General features: G+C 69.1%; 21 protein-coding genes. 7 read left to right on the forward strand and 14 right to left on the reverse strand.

The window, feature by feature from the left end:
• Positions 1-72: 72 nt before the first annotated feature.
• The 7 genes from OR37_RS04705 to OR37_RS04735 form a co-directional block, all read right to left on the reverse strand.
• Positions 73-303 (reverse strand): aa3-type cytochrome c oxidase subunit IV, encoded by a 231-nt coding sequence (locus OR37_RS04705; RefSeq protein WP_004616392.1) that lies wholly within the window; start codon positions 301-303, stop codon positions 73-75.
• A 61-nt stretch (positions 304-364) separates the two neighbouring features.
• Positions 365-1,300 carry a glycosyltransferase family 9 protein gene (locus OR37_RS04710; protein ID WP_235046548.1) on the reverse strand — a complete coding sequence of 312 codons (936 nt, stop codon included), beginning with the start codon at positions 1,298-1,300 and terminating at the stop codon, positions 365-367.
• 316 nt (positions 1,301-1,616) lie between these two features.
• Positions 1,617-2,540, reverse strand: a complete 924-nt coding sequence (locus OR37_RS04715) for an alpha/beta fold hydrolase (RefSeq protein WP_004616396.1) — start codon at positions 2,538-2,540, stop codon at positions 1,617-1,619.
• A gap of 3 nt (positions 2,541-2,543) precedes the next feature.
• Entirely contained in the window at positions 2,544-3,017 is a 474-nt protein-coding gene (locus OR37_RS04720; protein WP_004616399.1) for a PaaI family thioesterase, read from the reverse strand.
• A gap of 222 nt (positions 3,018-3,239) precedes the next feature.
• Positions 3,240-4,586, reverse strand: a complete 1,347-nt coding sequence (locus tag OR37_RS04725; protein ID WP_004616401.1) for an ABC1 kinase family protein — start codon at positions 4,584-4,586, stop codon at positions 3,240-3,242.
• 141 nt (positions 4,587-4,727) lie between these two features.
• Positions 4,728-6,518 (reverse strand): M3 family oligoendopeptidase, encoded by a 1,791-nt coding sequence (locus OR37_RS04730; RefSeq protein ID WP_004616403.1) that lies wholly within the window; start codon positions 6,516-6,518, stop codon positions 4,728-4,730.
• Between the two features lie 41 nt (positions 6,519-6,559).
• On the reverse strand, positions 6,560-7,210 hold the full coding sequence (locus OR37_RS04735; RefSeq protein ID WP_004616404.1) for a hypothetical protein: 651 nt from the start codon (positions 7,208-7,210) through the stop codon (positions 6,560-6,562).
• A 146-nt stretch (positions 7,211-7,356) separates the two neighbouring features.
• Here OR37_RS04735 and OR37_RS04740 point away from each other — a divergent pair, with 146 nt between their 5' ends.
• A complete protein-coding gene (locus OR37_RS04740; RefSeq protein ID WP_004616406.1) occupies positions 7,357-8,820 on the forward strand; it encodes a sigma-54-dependent transcriptional regulator in 1,464 nt (487 codons plus the stop codon).
• Positions 8,820-8,918: a hypothetical protein gene (locus OR37_RS22065; protein ID WP_004616410.1), complete on the forward strand. Its 99-nt coding sequence runs from the start codon at positions 8,820-8,822 to the stop codon at positions 8,916-8,918. Before OR37_RS04740 ends, OR37_RS22065 begins: the two co-directional genes overlap by 1 nt.
• Positions 8,919-8,972: 54 nt before the next feature.
• On the opposite strand, the gene OR37_RS04750 is transcribed toward OR37_RS22065, so the two are convergent.
• The 6 genes from OR37_RS04750 to ykgO all read right to left on the reverse strand — a co-directional run bounded on the left by OR37_RS04750 (position 8,973) and on the right by ykgO (position 12,165).
• Positions 8,973-9,437 (reverse strand): hypothetical protein, encoded by a 465-nt coding sequence (locus OR37_RS04750; RefSeq protein ID WP_004616412.1) that lies wholly within the window; start codon positions 9,435-9,437, stop codon positions 8,973-8,975.
• 312 nt (positions 9,438-9,749) lie between these two features.
• Entirely contained in the window at positions 9,750-10,082 is a 333-nt protein-coding gene (locus OR37_RS20625) for a hypothetical protein (protein WP_004616414.1), read from the reverse strand.
• A gap of 47 nt (positions 10,083-10,129) precedes the next feature.
• Positions 10,130-10,399, reverse strand: coding sequence for a DUF2312 domain-containing protein (locus OR37_RS04760; protein WP_004616416.1), 270 nt, complete (start codon positions 10,397-10,399; stop codon positions 10,130-10,132).
• Between the two features lie 89 nt (positions 10,400-10,488).
• The gene (locus OR37_RS04765) at positions 10,489-11,517 is read right to left on the reverse strand and encodes an NAD(P)-dependent oxidoreductase (RefSeq protein ID WP_326929641.1); all 1,029 of its coding nucleotides are present in this window, start codon (positions 11,515-11,517) and stop codon (positions 10,489-10,491) included.
• Positions 11,423-12,040 (reverse strand): HAD family hydrolase, encoded by a 618-nt coding sequence (locus tag OR37_RS04770; RefSeq protein ID WP_004616420.1) that lies wholly within the window; start codon positions 12,038-12,040, stop codon positions 11,423-11,425. The genes OR37_RS04765 and OR37_RS04770 overlap by 95 nt, the downstream gene beginning before the upstream one ends.
• Positions 12,040-12,165 carry a type B 50S ribosomal protein L36 gene (gene ykgO, locus OR37_RS04775; protein ID WP_004616427.1) on the reverse strand — a complete coding sequence of 42 codons (126 nt, stop codon included), beginning with the start codon at positions 12,163-12,165 and terminating at the stop codon, positions 12,040-12,042. The genes OR37_RS04770 and ykgO overlap by 1 nt, the downstream gene beginning before the upstream one ends.
• A gap of 212 nt (positions 12,166-12,377) precedes the next feature.
• Here ykgO and OR37_RS04780 point away from each other — a divergent pair, with 212 nt between their 5' ends.
• Positions 12,378-13,679, forward strand: coding sequence for a lytic murein transglycosylase (locus OR37_RS04780; RefSeq protein ID WP_004616429.1), 1,302 nt, complete (start codon positions 12,378-12,380; stop codon positions 13,677-13,679).
• On the opposite strand, the gene OR37_RS04785 is transcribed toward OR37_RS04780, so the two are convergent.
• A complete protein-coding gene (locus OR37_RS04785) occupies positions 13,669-14,514 on the reverse strand; it encodes an aldose 1-epimerase (RefSeq protein ID WP_004616430.1) in 846 nt (281 codons plus the stop codon). The genes OR37_RS04780 and OR37_RS04785 overlap by 11 nt on opposite strands.
• A 99-nt stretch (positions 14,515-14,613) precedes the next feature.
• Here OR37_RS04785 and OR37_RS04790 point away from each other — a divergent pair, with 99 nt between their 5' ends.
• The 4 genes from OR37_RS04790 (at position 14,614) to OR37_RS04805 (ending at position 20,325) form a co-directional block, all read left to right on the forward strand.
• Complete coding sequence (locus OR37_RS04790) at positions 14,614-15,810, forward strand: winged helix-turn-helix domain-containing protein (protein WP_004616431.1); 1,197 nt, start codon at positions 14,614-14,616, stop codon at positions 15,808-15,810.
• Positions 15,811-15,894: 84 nt separating this feature from the next.
• On the forward strand, positions 15,895-16,704 hold the full coding sequence (locus tag OR37_RS04795) for a response regulator transcription factor (RefSeq protein ID WP_004616433.1): 810 nt from the start codon (positions 15,895-15,897) through the stop codon (positions 16,702-16,704).
• Positions 16,705-16,708: 4 nt separating this feature from the next.
• Entirely contained in the window at positions 16,709-18,049 is a 1,341-nt protein-coding gene (locus tag OR37_RS04800) for a FecR domain-containing protein (protein ID WP_004616434.1), read from the forward strand.
• Positions 18,046-20,325 carry a CHASE2 domain-containing protein gene (locus tag OR37_RS04805; RefSeq protein WP_004616436.1) on the forward strand — a complete coding sequence of 760 codons (2,280 nt, stop codon included), beginning with the start codon at positions 18,046-18,048 and terminating at the stop codon, positions 20,323-20,325. Before OR37_RS04800 ends, OR37_RS04805 begins: the two co-directional genes overlap by 4 nt.

A 20,325-nucleotide genomic window follows, 5' to 3' on the forward strand; every position in this document is an offset into this window, starting at 1 on the left:
AGGGGATAGTCTTGCCTCTTGTCGAGGCATGACGTGCAGGTCAGGGCAAAAATATGCCGTTGGCCACCGGTGTCAGTGCGCCGAGCCAGGCTTTTCCTTCAGGGCCATCACGCCGACGGCCACCAGCACCGCGGCGGCGATGAGGCTGCCGATGAAGCCCGTGGGGGTGCAGAACAGCAGGGTGATGAACAGCAGGAGCGTGGCGATCGCCAGCGAGCCCCACTTGGTCATCTTGCCGAACGCGGCATAGGTCGCGGCTTGCTCGTGGATGTCCATTTCACCGCGGTGATAGTCGCCGGCCATGTGTCTTCCTCGAAAGAACTGAAATCCCAGAGTTCGCCGATACAACGCGGAAGCCGAACGCTCAAGCGCGCGTGTGAGCCCAGGCCTCGGAGACGAAGCGCGCGCGCACCGCCGCGACGGCCTGGTCGACCGTGATATCGGCGATTCGCCCCGCCCCGCCGTCCAGCCGCGACAGCCATTTCGAATAGGCCGGCACCGGCGCGGTGCCCATCAGGCCCACGCAAGGCGTGCCGACGGCGGCGGCGACGTTCAGCGCGCCCGAGTCGTTGCCCAGGAACCCCGCCGACAGCGCGATCAGCGCCGCCGACTGGTCCAGCGGCAGGTCGCAGGCCACGATATTGTTCGGCAGGTCGCCGATCGCGGCCTTGGCGGCGTCGGCTTCATGCGGGCCGCCGACCCAGAATACCGTGCCGAACAGGTCCGCGAGCCGCCTGGCCGTCTCGGCGAAGCGCTCGGCCGGCCAGGTGCGCGCGGGCTCGCTGGCCCCGATCCCCAGGCAGAGCCAGGGACCGGGCTGGTCGGCGTACCGGGCCTTGACCGTCGCCACCGCCTCGGGATCCAGCTTCAGCGCCGGTTCGCGGCTGGTCACGACCAGGCCATGGGCCGCCTCGAAGGCCGCCAGCTTGTCGATCCTGTGAGCGGGCCGCATGGCCTTGGGCAGGAACGGACCCCGGTTCAGCCAGCGCTCCTGGCCGTGACCCAGGCCAAAGCCGCGCCGCTCGGGCGCGCCGGCCAGGGCGGCGGCGATGGCGGGTCGGTCGATCTTTTCCAGGATCCAGACGGCGCGCGGCCTCTCGGCCTTGCAGAGCCGATAGAAGTCGATCGTCTCGCGAACGCCCTTGAGCCTGTCCTTGTAGTGCGGGGCGTACAGCACGCGGGCCACGCTGGGCTCGACCGCCAGCACCTCGGCCGCCCGGCTGGACGGCCGCGCGACCAGCACCACCCGCCCCTCCGGCGTCGTCGCCGCGATCGCCCGGATGGTCGGCAGATGCCACATCAGGTCGCCGATCCCGCGATCGGGCGCGTAGACGAGAACGGGGCCGGAAGGGCTGCTCAAGAGCGATCTGTCTCCAACACGAAAACCCTCTCTCATGGAGAGAGGGAGGGGCCCATCCGACGAACGTCGGGATGGGAGGGTGAGAGGATGCGCACTCTCGGAACAGGACGCGGCGTACCAACGATCGGGCGTCGGCGGAAGCTGGGCGCGTGGCGAAGCGATAGAAAGCCTCTGGATTTTCCGGCCGGCGGCGAAACCACTCACCCTCCCACGCCTGCGGCGCGGGCCCCGCCCTCTCTCGAAAAGAGAGGGATTCCTACCCCCACCCCGCCAGCAGCCCCCTCAACCCCGCGACGAAGGCCAGGGGCTGATCGATCATCACGTGGTGGTCCGCGTCGGGAATGGCCAGGCGGCGCACGTGCGCGGGCATCTGCTCGACCATGTAGTCCAGGGTCTCGGCGTGCATCAGGTTCGACCGCTCGCCCCACATCAGGGCGGCCGGGCAGGCGATCTCGGGCAACAGCAAGCCCAGATCCGGCATCCGGAAATTGTGCCAGAGCTCCGGATCGAACTTCCACGTCCAGCCGCCCTCGACTTCCTTCAGAGAGCGTCTGGCGATGAAGTCGGCGATATAGAGGTTCTCGCAGGGTTGGGGCGGGGCGAGGCGGAACCGCGCCAGGGCCTCCTCCAGCGTCGGATAGACCCGGTTGCCCAGGCCCGAGCGCGGGGGCGGGCCTTTCCAGCGCTTCTCCGGCGGCTGGATGCTGCTGTCGACCATGATCGCGCCGCGCAGGCGCTCGGGATGGCGCGCGGCGCAATAGAGGGTCGGAAAGCCGCCGAACGAGTGGCCGACCACCATCGGCTTGACGCCGCCCGCCTCCAGGCCCGCCGCCTCGACCGCCGCGAAGATCTCGGTCGCGAACAGTTCGGCGCTGTAGGCCGACCGCCAGTCGCTGCCGCCCATGCCCGACCACGAGATGGCCGCCACCCGCCAATCGTTGGCGAAGAAGGGCGCGATGAAGCTCCACCAGTCGGCGTGCGCGCCATTGCCGTGCAGGAACAGCAGGCCCGGCTTGCCGACCCGCCCCCAGGTCAGGAGTTCGATGTCCGCCCCCTCGACCGCCAGGGCCGAGCGCTCCGGCGTCTGGGCGACGGCGGCCTCGAACCAGGCCGGCGCGGGGGGAACCTGGCCGCCGAACGGCGCCAGCGGCGCGGCGAGAGCCGCCTGATCGTCAGCCATGTCTTAAGCTTCTTCCTTGAATGCCAGTTCGCCCGGGCGCGGCTTGCGGGGCGAGAGCGCCTTGAAGACGCCGGTTCCGGTGATCAGCGTCCGATCGCCGGCCCAGATGCGCCCGCGCACGGTGAAGAGCATGTCCTCCTCGCCGATCAGCTCGCCCTCGCCCTCGACCCAGTCGCCCAGCTTGGCGCCCGACAGGAAGTCGCACATCAGCCGGACCGTGACCCAGCTGTAGGACTTCCGCAGCGAGATGATCCGGCCCCAGGCCATGTCGGCGAAACTCATCAACATGCCGCCGTGGCAGTTGCCCAGGCCGTTGGTGTGGTGCTCCTCGACCCGGAAGCCCAGACGCGCCTCGCCCGGCCCCTCGCGCTTCTCGAACAGCGGACCGATCTGACGGCCAAAGCCGCGCGACCAGTTGAGCTGGGAAAAGCCCTCCGGAATGGCGGCGGTCTGGGCGTCTGTCAGGTCGTCGGACATGGGGCCAAGCTAACGAGCGTTTGAAAAAAGCGAAAGCCTTCCGTAGCGGGCGGGGCGGACCATCCCGGACAGGAACGCGGCCACCCAAACACCGACTTCCCCGGCGAATGGCGGGGCCCAGCTGGGAGAGCGCTGACGTGGGTTCTCGAAACTCGGCGCTACGCCCATCGGGTTCAGCGCCTTGAGATCTGGATCCCGGCATTCGCCGGGAAGATCGGGTTTCTAGAGGCCCACCGTCGCCAGCGCCCTGGCCTGCCGCTCGGCCACCGCCTCTTCCGAGAAGCCCTCCAGCGAGGCCTCGAACAATCGCTTCCAATTGTGCCGCGCGCCCAGGTGCAGGAAGGCCGCGCCCAGGCCGATCGCCGCGCGGTCCATGAACACGAACTCGCGGGGAATGGTGATCCCGCCGATCGCCTTCAGCGCCTGGCGCACCTTGAAGGCCTCGCGGCGGCCGTACTCGCCCGGCGGCACGTCATCGGCCACGGTGCGGGCGCGGTCGTCCAGCAGCGGACCGTAGATGAACCGGGCCCAGACGTTCAGGGTGTCGACCATCTCGTGGGTCAGCCCCTGGAAGCCCCAGGTGCGATAGGCCTCGACCTGCTCGTCGCGATCGTCGTTGGACAGGGCGCGATAGAGCCGCACGACCCCGGCCACGAACTTCGGCGGGAACACCCGGATGCAGCCGAAGTCGAGCAGGTTGAGGTGCGCGGCGCCCTCCCCCGCGAAGCTGTAGTTCCCCAGATGCGGGTCGCCGTGGATGACGCCCAGGTGGGTCATCGGGCTCCACCAGGCCTCGAACAGCAGGGCGGCGATGCGGTCGCGAACCGCCTGCGGCGCGTCCTTGAAGGTCAGCAGGCCCTGGCCGTCCAGCCAGGTCATCGACAGCAGACGCCCGGTGGACAGCTCCGGAACGGGCGTCGGCATGCGAATGTCCTCGCGCCCCGCGAAGAAGTTTCCGTAGACGGACATCATCGCCGCCTCGCGGCCGTAGTCCAACTCCTCGCGCAGGCGGTCGCCGATCTCGACGATCATCTCCGACGGGTCGATCGAGCCGTCCATGCGCTTGAAGAGGCCGATCAGGGCGCGCAGCTGGGAGAGGTCGCTTTCGACCGCGCTCTGCATGTCCGGATATTGCAGCTTCACGGCCAGGGCCCGGCCGTCATGGGCGATCGCCCGATGCACCTGGCCCAGCGAGGCGGCCGCGGCGGCCTCATGCTCGAAGTTCTTGAACCGACCCTGCCAGTCCGGTCCCAGCTCAGCCGCCATCCGCCGACGAACGAACGGCCAGCCCATGGCCGGCGCGTTGGTCTGCAGCTCGGCCAGCTCCCTGGCGAACTCGGGCGGCAACAGGTCGGGCACCGTGGCGAACATCTGGGCCGCCTTCATCAGCGGCCCCTTCAGCCCGCCCAGCGCCGCCTTCAGGGCCTTGGCGTTGCGCGCGTCGGCGTCCTCGCCGCCCAGGATGCGGTTGGCGCCGTAGGACACGGCCGCGCCGGACAGCCCCGCGCCCACCTTGGCGAAGCGGGAGAGGCGGCCAGAAAGGCGATCGCGTTCGGGATCTTGCACCATCAGATCAACGCTCCAATCCCTTCTCCCCTTGCGGGAGAAGGTGTCGCGAAGCGACGGATGAGGGGTCGCGCGGACGGTCGGACAAACCCCTCATCCGACCGCCTGCGGCGGCCACCTTCTCCCACAAGGGGAGAAGGACGCTCACACCAAGGCTTCGAACTCATCCACAAGCCGCTCCAGCTGGGCGCAGCCGGCGGCCCAGAATGCCTTTTCGCGCGGGTTCAGCCCGAACGGCGCCAGGGCCTCGACATAGGTCTTGGTCCCGCCGGCCGCCAGCAGTTGCTCATAAAGCGGCGCGAACTTGGCCGGGTCCTCGCGGCGCTTCTCCATCAGGCCGCGCACCAGGAGGTCGCCGAACGCGTAGGCGTAGACATAGAACGGCGCGTGGCAGAAGTGGCTGACATAGGCCCAATAGTGCTCGTAGCCCTCGTTCAGCGTGACGGCCGGACCCAGGCTCTCGCCCATGACGTCCAGCCACAGCTGGCCGATCTGGTCGGGCGACAGCTCGCCATCCGCCCGGGCCTCGTGGAAACGGCGTTCGAAGCGATGGAAAGCAATCTGGCGGACCACGGTGTTGAGGCCGTCCTCGATCTTGCCGGCCAACAATCCCTTGCGGTCCTCCGGCGACGCCTCGGCCAGCAGGCGGTCGAACACCAGGCCCTCGCCGAAGATCGACGCCGTCTCGGCCAGGGTCAGGGGCGTGTCGGCCAGCAGCGTGCCCAGCGGCTGGCACAAGGTCTGGTGCACGGCGTGGCCCAGCTCGTGGGCCAGGGTCAGCACATCGCGCCGCTCGCCCATGTAGTTCATGAACACGAACGGGTGGCGATCGGCCGTCACCGGGTGGGCGAAGGCCCCCGACTGCTTGCCAGGACGCGGTCGCGCGTCGATCCACGGCTTGTCGAAGAACACCCGGGCGGCGTCGGCGAACCTGGGCGCGAGGTCCTGGAAGCTCTCCAGCACCATGCCCTTGGCCTCGTCCCAGGCATAGACGCGCGGGGCGGCGGCGGTCAGCGGCGCGTTGCGGTCCCAGTAGTCCAGCCGCTCGCGTCCCATCACCTTGGTCTTCAGGGCGTAGTAGCGATGCGACAGGCGCGGATAGGCCTCGACCACCGCCTGCTCCAGAGCGTCGACCGCGTCGGCGTCGACCTCGTTGGCCAGGTGACGCGACTGGGCCGGATGGTCGTAGCGGCGCCAGCGATCCTCGACCTGCTTTTCGAAGGCCAGGGTGTTGAGCGCCAGCGCCTGGTTGGACGCGCGTTCCTCCAGGGCCTTGGCCAAGCCCCGGGCGGCGGCCTCGCGGCGCTCGCCGCTGGGATCGGACAGGCGGTTCAGCGCCTCGGCCAGGGTCAGGCTCTCATCTCCAACAGGAGCCGTGAGCTTGGCCAGGGTCTCGTCATAGAGACGCACCCAGTTGGCGACGGCCGGCGCCTTGTCGACGATGAAGCGCTCCAGCTCCGGCGACAGCTCGTGCGGCCGCGACAGGCGCACGCGGCGAAGCCAGGGCGTCCAGCGGGCCGCCTCGGGATGAACCTCCAGCGCGTTGGCGATCTCGCCGTCTTCCAGCTGGTTCAGTTCCAGCGTGAAGAACAGGCTCTCGGCGGCGATCTGGGATGAGCGCGCCCGAAGATCGGCTTCGAACTTGGCCCAGGCCGGATCGTCGCGCGCGACCGACGCGGCCAGGGCCGCGTAGGCGCCGACGCTCCACAGGCCGTTGGTGGCCTGCTCGTAAAGGCGGATCCCGCGATCCAGCAGCACGCCCAGACGGTCCGGCTCCTGGCGAGCCTCGAGGAACAGCCCCTCCAGCGAGGCCAGCTCGTCATTGGCGGCCTTGGCGGCGGCGAGGTCGGCCTCGATGCGCGGATCGTTCCGACCGTTATAGAGATCGGCCAGGTTCCATTCGGGCGGGGCGTCGGGCTTGAAGGGCGCGTTCATGCCCGAGGAAATAGGGCTCGCCCCCGGTCGGTTGCAATCGTTTAGGTCGCCGCGACCCCGCGCGGCTCGACCATCCAGGCGATGACGCAGGCCACGAGATAGGCGCTGAGCGCACTGCCGCCCAGCGACAGCGGATCTCCGCCCAGCGGCGACAGCAGCGGAACCATCTGCAAAAGCAGTAGAAAGCCCAGGAAGGCCGGCGCGCCCCACCAGGAGCGCCCTTCCCGGCCGCGCCGCCAGGCCCAGGCCGCGCCGGCGATGGCCAGCAGGCCCATCTCGACCGCCTCTTCCAGCACCGCGTGGTTCCACAGGCCCAGCCCGACCTTCGGCCCCGTCCACAGCAGCGGCAGGTCCGGCCGGTGGACCAGGAAGTCGAGAATCCAGTGCGAGAAGACCGTCAGGCCGATGAACAGACCCGCGCGCCCGGGCAATTTCAGCAGGGTCATCAGTCCCGCGCCGATCGCCACCGACCACAGCAGCGCCGCCGGCAGGGCGTGGCTGAAGGGCATGTGGCTGAGCACGAGGGCGCTGCCCGCCAGGTGAGGATCGACGCTGGCCTTCTCGACCCCCGTCGCCACCAGGCCGCCCCACACGATATCCAGGGCCTCGCAGCCCAGCACATAGGTCCAGAACGGCGCGCGCGGCTCGGCCGCCCGCGCGGCCAGAGCCGCCGCATAGTGTCCGACAAACATGAAGACCTCCCCAGGAACCCGTTAACCATAAGCCTTAAGGTTCCCGACACGTCTGCGAAAGCCGGTGTTTACCCGCGGGCTGTATCACTCTGAACCAACAAGAGCCGTGCTCCACGTGGGCATGGCCGGTTCTGGTGGATTGCCCAATGACCAAAACGGTCCTTGTCGTCGATGACGACCCGACACAACGTCGGTTGATTCAAGCGGTGCTCGAGCGCGAAGGCTTCGCGGTCGCGCATGCCGATGGCGGAGACGCGGCGCTGGCGCACCTGACCTCGGGCGCGCCGGCCGACGTGATCCTTCTGGACCTCGTCATGCCCGGCCTGAACGGCCAGGAGACGCTGAAGGAGCTGCGCGCGCGCGGCTTTACCCAGCCCGTGATCGTGCTGACCGCCAGCGGCGGCGTCGACACGGTGGTCAAGGCGATGCAAGGCGGGGCCAGCGACTTCTTCATCAAGCCCGCCTCGCCCGAGCGCATCACGGTCTCGATCCGCAACGCCCTGTCGATGGGCGACCTGAGGGGCGAGGTCGAGCGCCTGACCAAGCGGGCCGGCGGCAAGACCACCTTCGCGGACCTGATCGGCGCCTCGCCGGTCATGACCATGGTCAAGCGGATGGGCGAGCGCGCGGCCAAGAGCGGCATTCCGGTGCTGATCACCGGCGAGAGCGGCGTCGGCAAGGAGCTGATCGCCCGCGCCGTGCACGGCTCGTCTGACCGCGCCGGCAAGCCCTTCGTGGCCGTCAACTGCGGCGCCATTCCCGAGAACCTCGTCGAGTCGATTCTGTTCGGCCACGAGAAGGGCAGCTTCACCGGCGCCACCGACAAGCACCTGGGCAAGTTCAAGGAAGCCGACGGCGGCACCCTGTTCCTGGACGAGGTCGGCGAGCTGCCGCTGGACATGCAGGTCAAGCTGCTGCGCGCCCTGCAGGAAGGCGAGATCGACCCGATCGGCGCCAAACGCTCGGTCAAGGTCGATGTCCGCATCGTCTCGGCGACCAACCGCGACCTGGCGCAGGCCGTGGCGGCCGGGCGATTCCGCGAGGATCTGTTCTACCGCCTGAACGTCTTCCCGATCGAGGCGCCGTCGCTGCGCGAGCGTCGCGAGGACATCCCGGCGCTGGTCGAGGCCTTCATCCGCCGCTTCAATGTCGAGGAAGGCAAGCGCGTCATCGGCGCTTCGCCCGAGGCCCTGCGCCTGCTGACCGCGTTCGACTGGCCGGGCAATGTCCGCCAGCTGGAGAACACGGTCTATCGGGCCATCGTCCTGGCCGACGCGCCGTACCTGCAGCCCTACGACTTCCCCGCCATCTCGGGCATGGCCGCGCCGCTGGAGGCGGTGTCGATCGCGCCAGTTCCGCCGCCGGCCGCCCTGCTGCAGGCCGCCCACGCCGCCATGGCCGCGCCGGCCGACTCGCCGGTGCGCATCCTCGACGAGCGCGGCCATCTGCGGACCCTGGAAGAGATCGAACGCGACCTGATTCAGCACGCGATCGACGTTTATGCCGGCCATATGAGCGAAGTCGCCCGCCGCCTCGGGATCGGCCGCTCGACGCTCTATCGCAAGGTTCGCGAGCAGGGCATCGATGTCGATATGAAAGAGGCCGGCTGATGACGAACCCGACGATCCTGCGTCCGATCTCGCGCGAGCAGCGCCTGAAGGTCCTGCTCAAGCCCGCTCGGCCGTCGACGAAGCCGAAGCGGGGTTGACGGAAGGGCGCCGGGCGCCTGCGCGCGCCCGTCACGACTTAGCTTAGCGCGGCTCTAGTGACCTTTCGCGGAGACGCCGAGGCTTAGCGGCGCATCCGCCTCGGCCGCCCCCTCGATCCGGATCCCGCCCGACCCCGAGCGGCGGGCCAGTCCCTCCAGCGCCATCGCCTCCAGCTCGCGCCCGACGGCCACGGGCTTCACCGGTCGGCTCCAGCGATGATCCAGTTGGCGAGCGATCTCCGTCTCGTTGAGGCCGGGCGCCTGCTGCAGGGTGATCAGGATCATGTCGCGGGTCGAGCGCCCGCGTCGGCCGCGCTTGCCCGGCGTCGGCGGGGCGAACGGCGCCGGCTCTCCCGCCACCCGTTCGGCCATGCCGGCCTGCTTCAACGCGTCCAGCGCCAGCACGATCGCGCGCAGCTCGCTCTCGAACGGGGCTTGGGCGCGCCGCTGAGCCTCGATCATACCGGTTTCCAGCTCCGCCTTGCGGCGGAGCAGGTATTGATAGGTGGTCGCCATCATCCTTGTTCCGCTGAGCAGCAGGGTTCACGCCCGAAGCCGATTCAGACCACAAGGTCCGCGTGCATCGAGACAGAGGCCGCCGCGCCCGCTCGCGGCCGGAACCCTACAAAGTGGTTCTTCTTAACTCTTTACAATTGTTCACATTTTCGGCGTCGATCATTACCAAGATCTTAACAAGTCTTGCCGAACGACGGTTTTTGGTAAGCCTTTTAGACGAAAACCTGGGTCTCGCCTGTTGCAAGCCATGCCCAACAGCAATCATGGCGACAGTGGGGCAAGAGCCGAAGAACGGCGGGACAAGAGCCGGAAAACTCAATCGTCGTCGCTTGGCGGCTCGGGCCGCGCGCCCCGGCGCTGGAAGCCCTTGCCCCGGCTCATGGGCTTGCGTTCGCCCTTGGCCTTGCGGACGATTTCCTTGAGCTTGAGGGTCTGATTGCCGGAGAGCGCCTGGCCGCGCGCGCCCTTCTCGGGATCGGCGAAGGCTCGGCCGTAGGTCTCGACGCGCTGGGCGACGCTGGTCAGGAACTCGCCCTCCCATTCGGAGAGCTCCACGCCCGACTTCTCGGCGGCGCGACGGGCCCGCTTGAGGGCGTTCAGCGCGGCCTTCTTGGCTTGCAGTTTAGGATCGGGCGGCTTGGCGCGCATCGCGGAGGACTATCCCCGACGTTACGCGCCAACGCACCCTAAAAAACTCAGATCTCGCCGATGGCCGAGAGGTAGAGGTCGAGGATCGCGTCCTCTTCCTGACGCTTGGCGCGGTCCTGCTTGCGCAGGCGGACCACCTTCTTCAGCACCTTGACGTCGAAGCCGTTGCCCTTGGCCTCGTTATAGACTTCCTTGATCTGCTCCATGATCTCGGCCTTTTCGACCTCGAGCCGCTCGACGCGCTCGACGATCGACTTCAGTTGGCCTTGAGCGGTGCTGTTCAGAACGTCGGCGTGGGGAATGGCGTCGTCGGCCATGCGGAAAGTCTCGCGGGCTGGAATTGGGAGGCGCGGAACCTAGTTCGAAGCCGCGCCCCTGGGAAGCGGGATTCAGCGACCGTCCACCGTTACCTGCCTTCGACCCTGGCGCGCGCCACCTCGGCCAGCGCCGCCAGATCCAGATCCTTGTCCTCGCCGCCCAGCAGCATTTCCAGGCTGGCCTCGGCCAGATCGGCCTGCGGCATCGAGAGCCCCTTGGCCTCGGCGGCGTCGAGCACCAGGCGCACGTCCTTGAGGCCCAGCTCGGCGGTGAAGCCGGGCGGGCTGTAGCGGCGCTCGGCGATCATGCCGCCATAGATCTTGTGGATCGGGGCGTTGAACAGCGTGCTGGTCAGCATGTCGAGCAGTTCGGGCGCGGGCACGCCATAGGCTTCGCCCAGCGCCACCGCCTCGCCCATGCTCTCGATGGCCGAGACGATCATGAAGTTGCCGGCCAGCTTCAGGGCGTTGGCGCGGACCGGATCCTCGCCCAGCGGCCAGACCTTGGCCGCCAGAAGGTCGAGCACGGGCCTGGCCTTGGCCACCGCGTCGTCGGGACCGGCGGCCAGCACGTTGAGACCGCCGGCCAGGGCCACGGGCGGGCGACCGAAGACGGGGGCGGCGACATAGCCCAGGCCCAGCTCGGCGTGGAGGGCGGCGAGCTCGACCGCCAGCCCCGCCGAGATCGTGGCGTGGTTGACGTGGACCAGACCCTTCCGAGCCCGGGCCAGCGCGCCGCTGTCGATCAGCGCCTCGCGAACGGCCTGGTCGTGGGCCAGCATCGACAGCACGATGTCGGCGGCGAAGACCTCGTCCAGGGTCGCGGCGGGCTTCGCGCCCTCGGCGGCCAGGGCGTCGACGATCGCGCGCGAGCGGTTCCACACGGTCACCGTCACGCCCTTGGCCAGAAGGTTGCGAACCATGGCCGCGCCCATGGCGCCAAGACCGATGAAACCGACGTTCATGCGAGAACTCCGTCTAGTGGTATGGGCGAGGGCCTTGGATCGAGATCCCGCCTCGTCGTCAGAGCAGGCCGTGCCGCTCCACGGCGGCCCGCAGGCGCGCCGGATCCGTGAAATGGTGGGTGTGGAAGCCCATGTCCATGGCCGCGTCGATATTGGCGGCGCTGTCGTCGATGAACAGCAGGTCGGCGGGCGCGAGGCCGGTGCGCTCCAGCACGATCTCGTAGATGCGCCGCGCCGGCTTGATCACCTTCTCGTCGCCCGAGACGATCGCGTCGCGGAAGAGGCCGAAGTGGCGGGGCGCGATGGCCTGGACGACAGGCCACTTGCTCTGCGGCATGTTGGTCAGGGCGAATTGCGGGACATCGCGGTCGGCCAGGGCCTCGATCACCGCGGCGGTCTCGGGCACCGGCCCCGACAGCATTTCGTCGAAGCGCTGGTCCCAGGCGCGGATCTCGGCCTCGTGCTCGGGAAAGCGCGCGATCAGCGGGGCGGCATTATCCGGGAACGCCACGCCCTTGTCGTGCTCGACGTGCCAATCCAGGGTGCAGACAGACGAAAGGAACCGGTCGATGTCGGCCGGTTCCTTGAAGATCTTCGCGTAAAGCGCGCGGGGATCCCAGCGCACGATGACATTGCCGACATCCCAGAGAACGGCTCTGGGACGCGCGGCGGTCATCAGCCCTGCTTGGCCTTGAAGCGCGGGTCGGTCTTGTTGATGATGTAGATGACGCCCTTGCGGCGAACCATCTTGCAGTCGCGGTGGCGACCCTTCAGCGACTTCAGCGAGCTGCGAACCTTCATGACCGTCTCTGTACTTCAGCGGAGAGGTTCGGGCGCGCGAGCGGGCGGCCGGAACTTCCGGGGTGTTTCGGAGGCGGTGCGTATAAGCAGGACACGGCCGCGAGTCAATGCGCGGAAAGGACTTCGCGTCTTATTGGCGCCCGCGCGGAACTTCACCGCGCTGGCGCGCTTGTGATTGAAGCCTTTACACGAACCCCAGTAGCTTCCGCCCCATGGCCATGGATCGTCGCGTCTTTCTCGTTCTCCTGCTCGCCGGTTGCGCGGACACCTCTCCGCAAGGACCGCTGACGGCGGTCGCGCCTCCGCCGCCGCCCCAGCCGACTCCGGCCAAGCCCGCCGCGCCGCCGCCCTCGCCGGACACGCCCGTGCCCGCCGGCGAACTGGCCTTCGACACCTGGATGAAGGATTTCCGCGTCCGCGCCCTGGCCGCGGGCCTGTCCCCCGCCCTGCTGGACCGCGAGCTGTCGGGCGTCACGCCCGATCCCAAGGTCATCAGCCTGGACAGCCGCCAGCCGGAGTTCTCCAAGCCGGTCGGCGACTACATCAGGGGCGTGATCAGCGACGACCGCATCGCCGTGGGCCGCCGCAAGCGCGAAGAGCTGACCTTCCTGCCCGCGATCGAGGCCCGCTACGGCGTGCCGCGCGACATCCTGCTGGCCGTCTGGGCCATGGAATCGGCGTTCGGCCAGCTGCAAGGCAATTTCGACGTCATCCGCTCCATGGTCAGCCTGGCCGCCGACGGACGCCGGCGCGCCTGGGCCGAGGGCGAGCTGATCGCGGCGCTGAAGATCATCGATTCGGGCGAGGTCTCCCGCGCCCAGCTGCGCGGCTCATGGGCCGGCGCCATGGGCCAGACCCAGTTCATCCCGTCCAGCTATCGCTCCACCGCCGTGGACTTCGACGGCGACGGCCGGCGCGACATCTGGTCCTCGGACGCCGACTCGCTGGCCTCGGCCGCCAACCTCCTGATGAAGGGCGGCTGGAAGCCCGGCGTCGGCTGGGCCAAGGAGGTCCTTCTCCCCGCCGGCTTCGACTATTCGGTCACCGAGGTCGAAAAGCAGCCGCCGGCGTGGTGGGAGGCCCGGGGCGTGCGCCGGGCCGACGGCCTGGCCTGGACGGCGGCGGACGCGGCCTCGCCGGCCATGCTGATCCTGCCGGCGGGCGCGACCGGTCCGGCGTTCCTGGCCCTGCCCAACCACTTCGCCATCCGCGCCTACAACAACTCCACCGCCTACGCCCTGGGCATCGGCCTGCTGGCGGACCGCTTCGGCGGCGGCGGACCGCTGGTCACGCCGTGGCCGGTCGAGACGCCGCTGAACCTGGCCGACCGCATGGCGGCCCAGATCGCCCTGTCGCGCCTCGGCTTCGACCCCGGTCCGGCCGACGGCGTCATCGGCGTGGGCACCCGCAAGGCCCTGCGCGCCTGGCAGCAGAGCCAGCAACTGCCGGCCGACGGCTATCTGTCGGCCGACATGGTCGCTCGCCTGAAGGCTCGGGCAGGCATCAGCCCGTAGAGACGTCCATCCAGATCGAGCGGCTCTCGCCGGGCGCCAGCCTAATCATGCCGGTGTCCCCGGCGCCGAACGGATCGGGACGGCTGGCGCAAGGCTCGACGCACACGAAGTCCTCGCCTGGCGGCGCATAGACGTGCAGCCAGCGGCATTCGGGCGAGGCGGTGATCACGGTGTCCGGCGCGCCGGGGGCCGACAGGACCGCGCGCTGATCCCATCCGGTATAGCAGTGATCGATCAGGTCAGGTCCCTCGACCGCCGCGCCCTTCGCCCAGTCCGGCCCCCAGACGCCCCGATGATGAACGGTCGGCAGCACGTCGGCGTCGACCATCCAGACCCCGTCGTTGGCCGCCGTCAGGGTCTCGCCCGTCCGACGCGGGAAATAGGGATGAAGACCCAGGCCGGCGGGCATGGCCGTCTCGTCCGTGTTGGTCACGGTAAGTGTGACGCGGAATCCGGTGTCGCCGAGCACGAAGCGCTGCTCGGCGCGATAGGCCCAGGGCCAGTCGCCCCGCGCGTGGTCGTGGACGAGGGTCGCCTCGGCGGCGTCCGCCCGCGCCACGCTCCAGACGGCGCGCCAACCCTGGCCGTGCAGGGCGTGCGGATGGCCAGGGAGATTCGGCGCCAGGGCGACCTCGCGCCCCTCGAAGACGAAGCGGCCGTTGGGAACGCGGTTGCAGAACGGGACCAGTGGGAAATTGCCCGTCAGCAGGGGGTCCAGAACCCCGGCGGGCGCCGGCCGCAGCACGTCACGGCCGTTGACGGTGAAACCCGCGATCGCTCCGCCCGTCTCGGGCGCGAGGATCAGGCGGGCGGACCCTTTTTCGAGGACGGTCATGCGGCGGACTCCCAAACAGCGGACGCGGCGCATCGGTATGGCCGTTCGATCGTCGGGCCAAGCCTTGCGCGCCTTGGCGACGCGAGCTCAACTGCCGCCATGGTCGAAACCCTTTCCGCGAAGGACGCGCGGCGCATCGCTCTGGCCGCGCAGGGCTTTGGCCGCCCGCGTCCCGCCGCGCCCGCCAAACGTCACCTGCTGTCGACGATCGAGGCGCTGGGCGTCGTCCAGATCGACTCGGTCAACGTCCTGTCGCGCTCACACTATCTGCCGATCTTCTCGCGGCTGGGCGCGTATGACCGGACGCTGCTCGACGACCTGGCCTGGGGCAAGACGCGCGCCCTGGCCGAATACTGGGCGCACGAGGCCTCTCTGACGCCGCTGGCGCTGCATCCGATGCTGCGTTGGCGGATGGCGGACGCGGCCGCGGGCGTCGGGGTCTGGAAGCATGTCGCCGCCTTTCTCCGCGACCACCCCGACTTCATCGACCAGGCCCTGGCGGCCGTCGCCGAGCGCGGGCCGCTGACCGCCTCCGAGCTGAACCTGGGCGCCAAGGGCGAGGGCGGCTGGTGGGGCTGGAGCGAAGGCAAGCGGGCGATGGAGTGCCTGTTCTGGACCGGCCGCCTGACCACCGCCACCCGCCGCGCCAGCTTCGAGCGGGTGTATGATCTGCCGGAAAGGGCTTTGCGATCGATCAGCCAGACGCCGACGCCCGACCGCGACGAGGCCCATCGCGTCTTGCTGGCGACCGCTGGCAGGGCGATGGGCGTGGCCACGGAGCGAGACCTGCGAGACTATTTCCGCCTTGGCCCAGCCGACACCCGTAAGGCGCTGGCCAAACTCGTCGAAGACGGAATCCTGACGACGGTTCAGGTCGAAGGATGGGATCAACCGGCCTTTCTATGGCCAGCAACCCGCCGTCCCCGCGCCATCAAGGCCGACGCCCTGCTTTCGCCGTTCGACAACCTGATCTGGTTCCGCGAGCGGACCGAGCGCCTTTTCGGCGTGCGCGTGCGGCTGGAGATCTACACGCCGGCCCACAAGCGCACCCACGGCTACTACGTCCTGCCGTTCCTTCAGGACGAGACGATCACCGCCCGAGTCGATCTGAAGGCCGACCGCAAGGCGGGCAGACTGCTGGTCCAGGCCGCCCATGCCGAGCCCGCCGCGAACGCGGAAACCGCCCCTCGACTGTGGCGTGAACTCACGCGAATAGCGGCCTGGCTGGGCCTGGAGGGGATCGAGGTTCGCTCCGTGGGCGAACTCTCACCCAAACTGAGTTTGAAAGCTACCTAAGCGCGATACATCGCTCGCCTCGACTGTAAAGTATTGTAAAAATGTCTGACAAATACGAGCAAGCCCAGGCGGTGCGAGGTAAACATGAGTTGCAGGTCTCCTGCTCGTCGCCCCACCGACAGCGAGATGACCGAGGCGCGCCTCGCTCCCCCGCGAGGCGCGCCACTTCCCAGCTTAAGTGATTGCATGAAAGTCGCGCTGCTCGACGACGACCCCAGCCACAACGCGCTCGTCGCCTCGGTGCTGACCCCAAGCGGTTTCGTCTGCACCAGCTTTACTCAGCCCTCGCGGCTTCTGGCGGAACTGCGCAAGCAGACCTTCGACCTGATCATCCTTGACTGGAACATGCCCGAGCTGTCGGGCATCGAAACCCTGAAACTGCTGCGCGAGGATCCGGCGACGGCGCCGCCGGTGCTGCTTCTGACCAGCCGCTCGGTCGAGGCCGACCTGGTGGAGGGCCTGAACGCCGGCGCCGACGACTACATCGTCAAGCCGTTGCAGCCGCAGGTGCTGCTGGCGCGCGTCAACGCCGTGGTCCGCCGCATCCACCGTCCGCCGGTCACGCCTCAGATCGAACAGCACGGCCCGTATCGGCTGGATCCCGGCGCCCAGACCGCGTCCTGGAAAGGTCACGTCGAGGCCTTGACGCCCAAGGAGTTCCAGCTGGCGTCCCTGCTGTTCAACAATCTGTCGCGGCCTTTGTCGCGCGAGTACCTGCTGCGCCGGATCTGGGGCCAGCGGCCGGATCTCGAAACCCGCACCCTGGACGCGCACGTGTCGCGTTTGCGGGCGAAGCTGCACCTGCGGCCGAATAACGGTTTCCGACTCAGCACCGTCTACGGTTTCGGGTATCGTTTGGAAGCGTGTGATCCCGAGACGGGCGGGGGAGAGTAGAGTTATGAACAGGGCCGCGGGGGCGAGCCTCCTTCTGGCGGCGGCGCTGGCGACGAGCGCGGCGCGCGCCCAGACCAGCGCCTCGGCCGAACCGCCGGTGGCCTATATGGTCAAGCCGGGCGACACCCTGATCGGGATCGCCGCGCGCTACATGAACCGCCCTAGCGACTACCGCGCCGTGCAGAAGGCCAATGGCGTGGCCCGCCCCACGCGCCTGCGCAGCGGCTCGCAACTCAATATCGATCCAAACCTGCTGAAGGCGACGCCGATCGTCGCCTCGTTGTCGGCCTTTTCCGGTCCCGTGCTGATCGAGACGGGCGGCCAGAGCACGCCTGCCCGGGTGGGGATGCCGCTGCGGGAAGGCCAGGGCGTGGTGACCGGTCCCGGCGCTTTCGCCACCTTCGAGCTGGAGGACGGCTCGCGCGTCACCCTGCCCTCGAACACCCGCGTTCGCATCGCCAAGCTGCGCCAGGTGCTGATCAACAACGCCCCCCAACGGGTATTCCAGCTGGACCAGGGTCGGGGAACGATCTCTGCCACGCCGAACCAGACGCCCGGCGCCCGGTTCGAGGTGCGCACGCCGGTCTCGGTCTCGGCCGTGCGCGGCACCGAGTTCCGCGTCGGCGCGGACGGCGACAAGGCCCAGACCGAGGTGCTGAAGGGCGCCGTCGGCGTGGACGCCGGCGCGGTCGCCACCGGCGGCGCGCCGATCCCGGCCGGCTTCGGCGTCGGGGTCTCGGCCGCGGGGGTCAGCGAACCGGTCAAGCTGCTGCCCGCGCCCAAGCTTGGCCCGGGCGGCCAGACCCAGAGCGACAAGGTCGTCCGCTTCACGGTCCAGCCCCTCGAGGGCGCGGCCGCCTACCGGCTGCAATTGGCCCGCGACGCCGGCTTCATCGACATCTTCGCCGAGACGGTGACAAAGGCCGCCACCCAGCCGCCCAGCGCCGCCGAATTCGGCGCGGTGAGCAACGGCACCTATTTCGTGCGCCTGACGGCGCTGGACGCGCAGGGGCTGGAAGGCTTCCCCGCCGACTACAGCTTCGACCGCGATCTCGACACCCTGGACGCCGGCGCGCCTCGCGACAGCCGCGAGGGCAAGCACCGCAAGTTCCTGTTCCGCTGGAGTTCGGCCGGCGACGGGACGCGCAACTATCGGTTCCAGCTGTTCGCCGCCAAGGATCCCAATCGGCCGCTGGTCGACCAGCCGGGTCTTTCGGAACCACAGCTGACGCTGACCGACCTGCCGCCCGGCGAGTACGCCTGGCGCGTCGCCGTCGTGCGCTTCAAGGACGGGACGGTGACCGAAAAGCTTGGGCCGCCCCAGACGCTGCGGATCGGCGGATGACCCGCGCGGGGGCTCGCCCGCAGAAGCCGACAGGACGTTTGCCGTCGTGGCTGCTGTTGTCGGGCCTGGCCAGCATTTGCTTCGCGCTTTTCGCGTGGTTTCCGCCCACGCGGATCGACAACGTGCTGTACGACGTGCTGGCGCGGGTCAGCGCCCGACCGGCCGATACCAACATCCTGATGGTCGATATCGACGACCGCAGCCTGGCCGAACTGGGCGCGTGGCCATGGCCGCGGGACCTGCACGCGCGGATGATCGATCGCCTGGGCCAGGCCGGCGCCAAGACCATCGTCTACGACGTGCTGTTCAGCGAGCCTGGCGATCCGGCCCAGGACCAGGCGCTGGGCCAGGCCATCGAACGATCGGGCAAGGTCTATCTGCCGCAGTTCCTGACCAGCGCCGGGGCGGACGCGCCTCGGCGAGTGGTCGGATCGATCCCGGCCATCGCCAAGGGCGCGGCGGGCGCCGGCCTGGCCCACGTCCGGTTCGACGACGACGGCGTCGTGCGCCGCATGGCGCCGTTCGAGACCGACGGCGCGAACCTCGCCCCCGATCTGATGACCGTCGTTCATCGCGCCACCCATCCGGTCGGGGCGCGCGACATGACCCGAGGCTTCGACGAGACCCTGTTGATCCCGTTCGCCGGCCCGCCGTCGATCTATCGCCACATCAGCTTCTCCAGCGTGCTGAACGGCGAAGCGCCGGCCTCGCTGATCAGCGGCCGCACGGTGTTCGTTGGACTGACCGCCCCTGGCCTGGGCCCCGCCTTTCCGACGCCCGTCACGCCCGACGCGTCCAGCATGACCGGGGTGCAGCTACAGGCCAGCGTGCTGGACGGCCTGCGTAGCGGCTTGATGATCCGGGAGGCCGGACCGGAGGGCCGCGCGGCCTTCGCCCTGACGCTGTTGTGGCTGCTGCTGGCCGGCTTTCTGGTCTTGCCGCCGCGCGCCAATCTCGTCTTGCTAGCGGCGCTCTGCGCGGTAGGCCTCGCCTATTCGGCGGCGATGTTCTGGCTGGCCCACCTTTGGCTCTCGCCCATCGCCGCGGTGCTGGGCATGACGCTGGTGGCCCTGATCTGGGGATGGATGCAGTTGGCGCGGGTGAATGATCTTTTGAGCCGGGAACTGGCCCGTATCCGGTCGATCGTGCGCGGCCGCCGCGTCCAGCCGATGGATTTTGAAAGCGACGTGGTCGCCCGCCAGGCCTCGAGCCTGGGCGAGGCGATCACCCGGATGGACGATCTCCGCCGCTTCTCGGCCGACGCCCTGTTCAGCCTGCCCGACGCCACCCTGGTCGCCGACGCCCACGGCCGGGCCATCGCCGCCAACGCCGCCGCCAACGCGCTGTTCCGCCCGACCCAGCTCACCGTGCTGGGCGCGTCGCTGGCCGATCTCGTTAACGCCCTGGAGCCGCTAGGCAAGCGCTTCGAGCTGGACTGGCCCCCGCCCGCCGACGAGCATGAGCCCATCGATCTTCATCTGGTCGATGGCCGGGTCTTCCAGCTGCAGACCGTGTTCCGGCGGGACGAGACCGGCGCCCCGGCGGGCTGGATCGTGCGCCTGGCCGACATCTCGATCCTCACCGCCGCCATGCGCCAGCGCGAACAGGCGCTGCAGTTGCTGACCCACGACATGCGCTCGCCCCAGACCTCGATCCTGGCCCTGCTGGCGACGACCCCGGACCTGCCGACCGAGACCGCCGACCGCATCGCGGCCTATGCCCGCCGCACCTTGGCCCTGGCCGACGGTTTCGTGCAGCTGGCGCGGGCCGAGGTCACGCCGGTGTCGTTGGAGCCGGTGGATCTGGCCGACATCACCGTTGAGGCGATCGACGAGCTGTGGCCGCAGTCCGCCCAGCGACGGATTGAGATCCAGCAGATCGGCGGCGAAACGCCGCTCGTCGTGCTGGGCGATCGAGGGGTGCTGTCGCGCACCCTGATCAATCTGCTGGGCAACGCGGTCAAATACAGCCCCGAGGGCTCGAGGATCACCGTCACGCTGTCGGAGCAGTCGTCGCCGAACGGTCCGATGGCCCACGTCGCCATCGCCGACCAAGGGCCTGGTTTCTCGCGCGAGGAGGCCGCGGCGGCCTTCCTACCGTTTCAGCGTTTCGAGCGCCCCGGTTCCGTCGCGGGCGCGGGGGGCGCGGGCCTGGGCCTGGCCTTCGTGCACGCGGCCGTGGCCCGCCACGGCGGCGAGGTGTCGTGTCGCAGCACGGCGGGAGTCGGGGCCGAGTTCACCGTGCGCCTCCCGCGCCTGGTCGCCGGCCGCCCCTGA

Origin of the sequence: Caulobacter vibrioides OR37, assembly GCF_000372645.1 — a bacterium.
Classification (GTDB): domain Bacteria; phylum Pseudomonadota; class Alphaproteobacteria; order Caulobacterales; family Caulobacteraceae; genus Caulobacter; species Caulobacter vibrioides_E.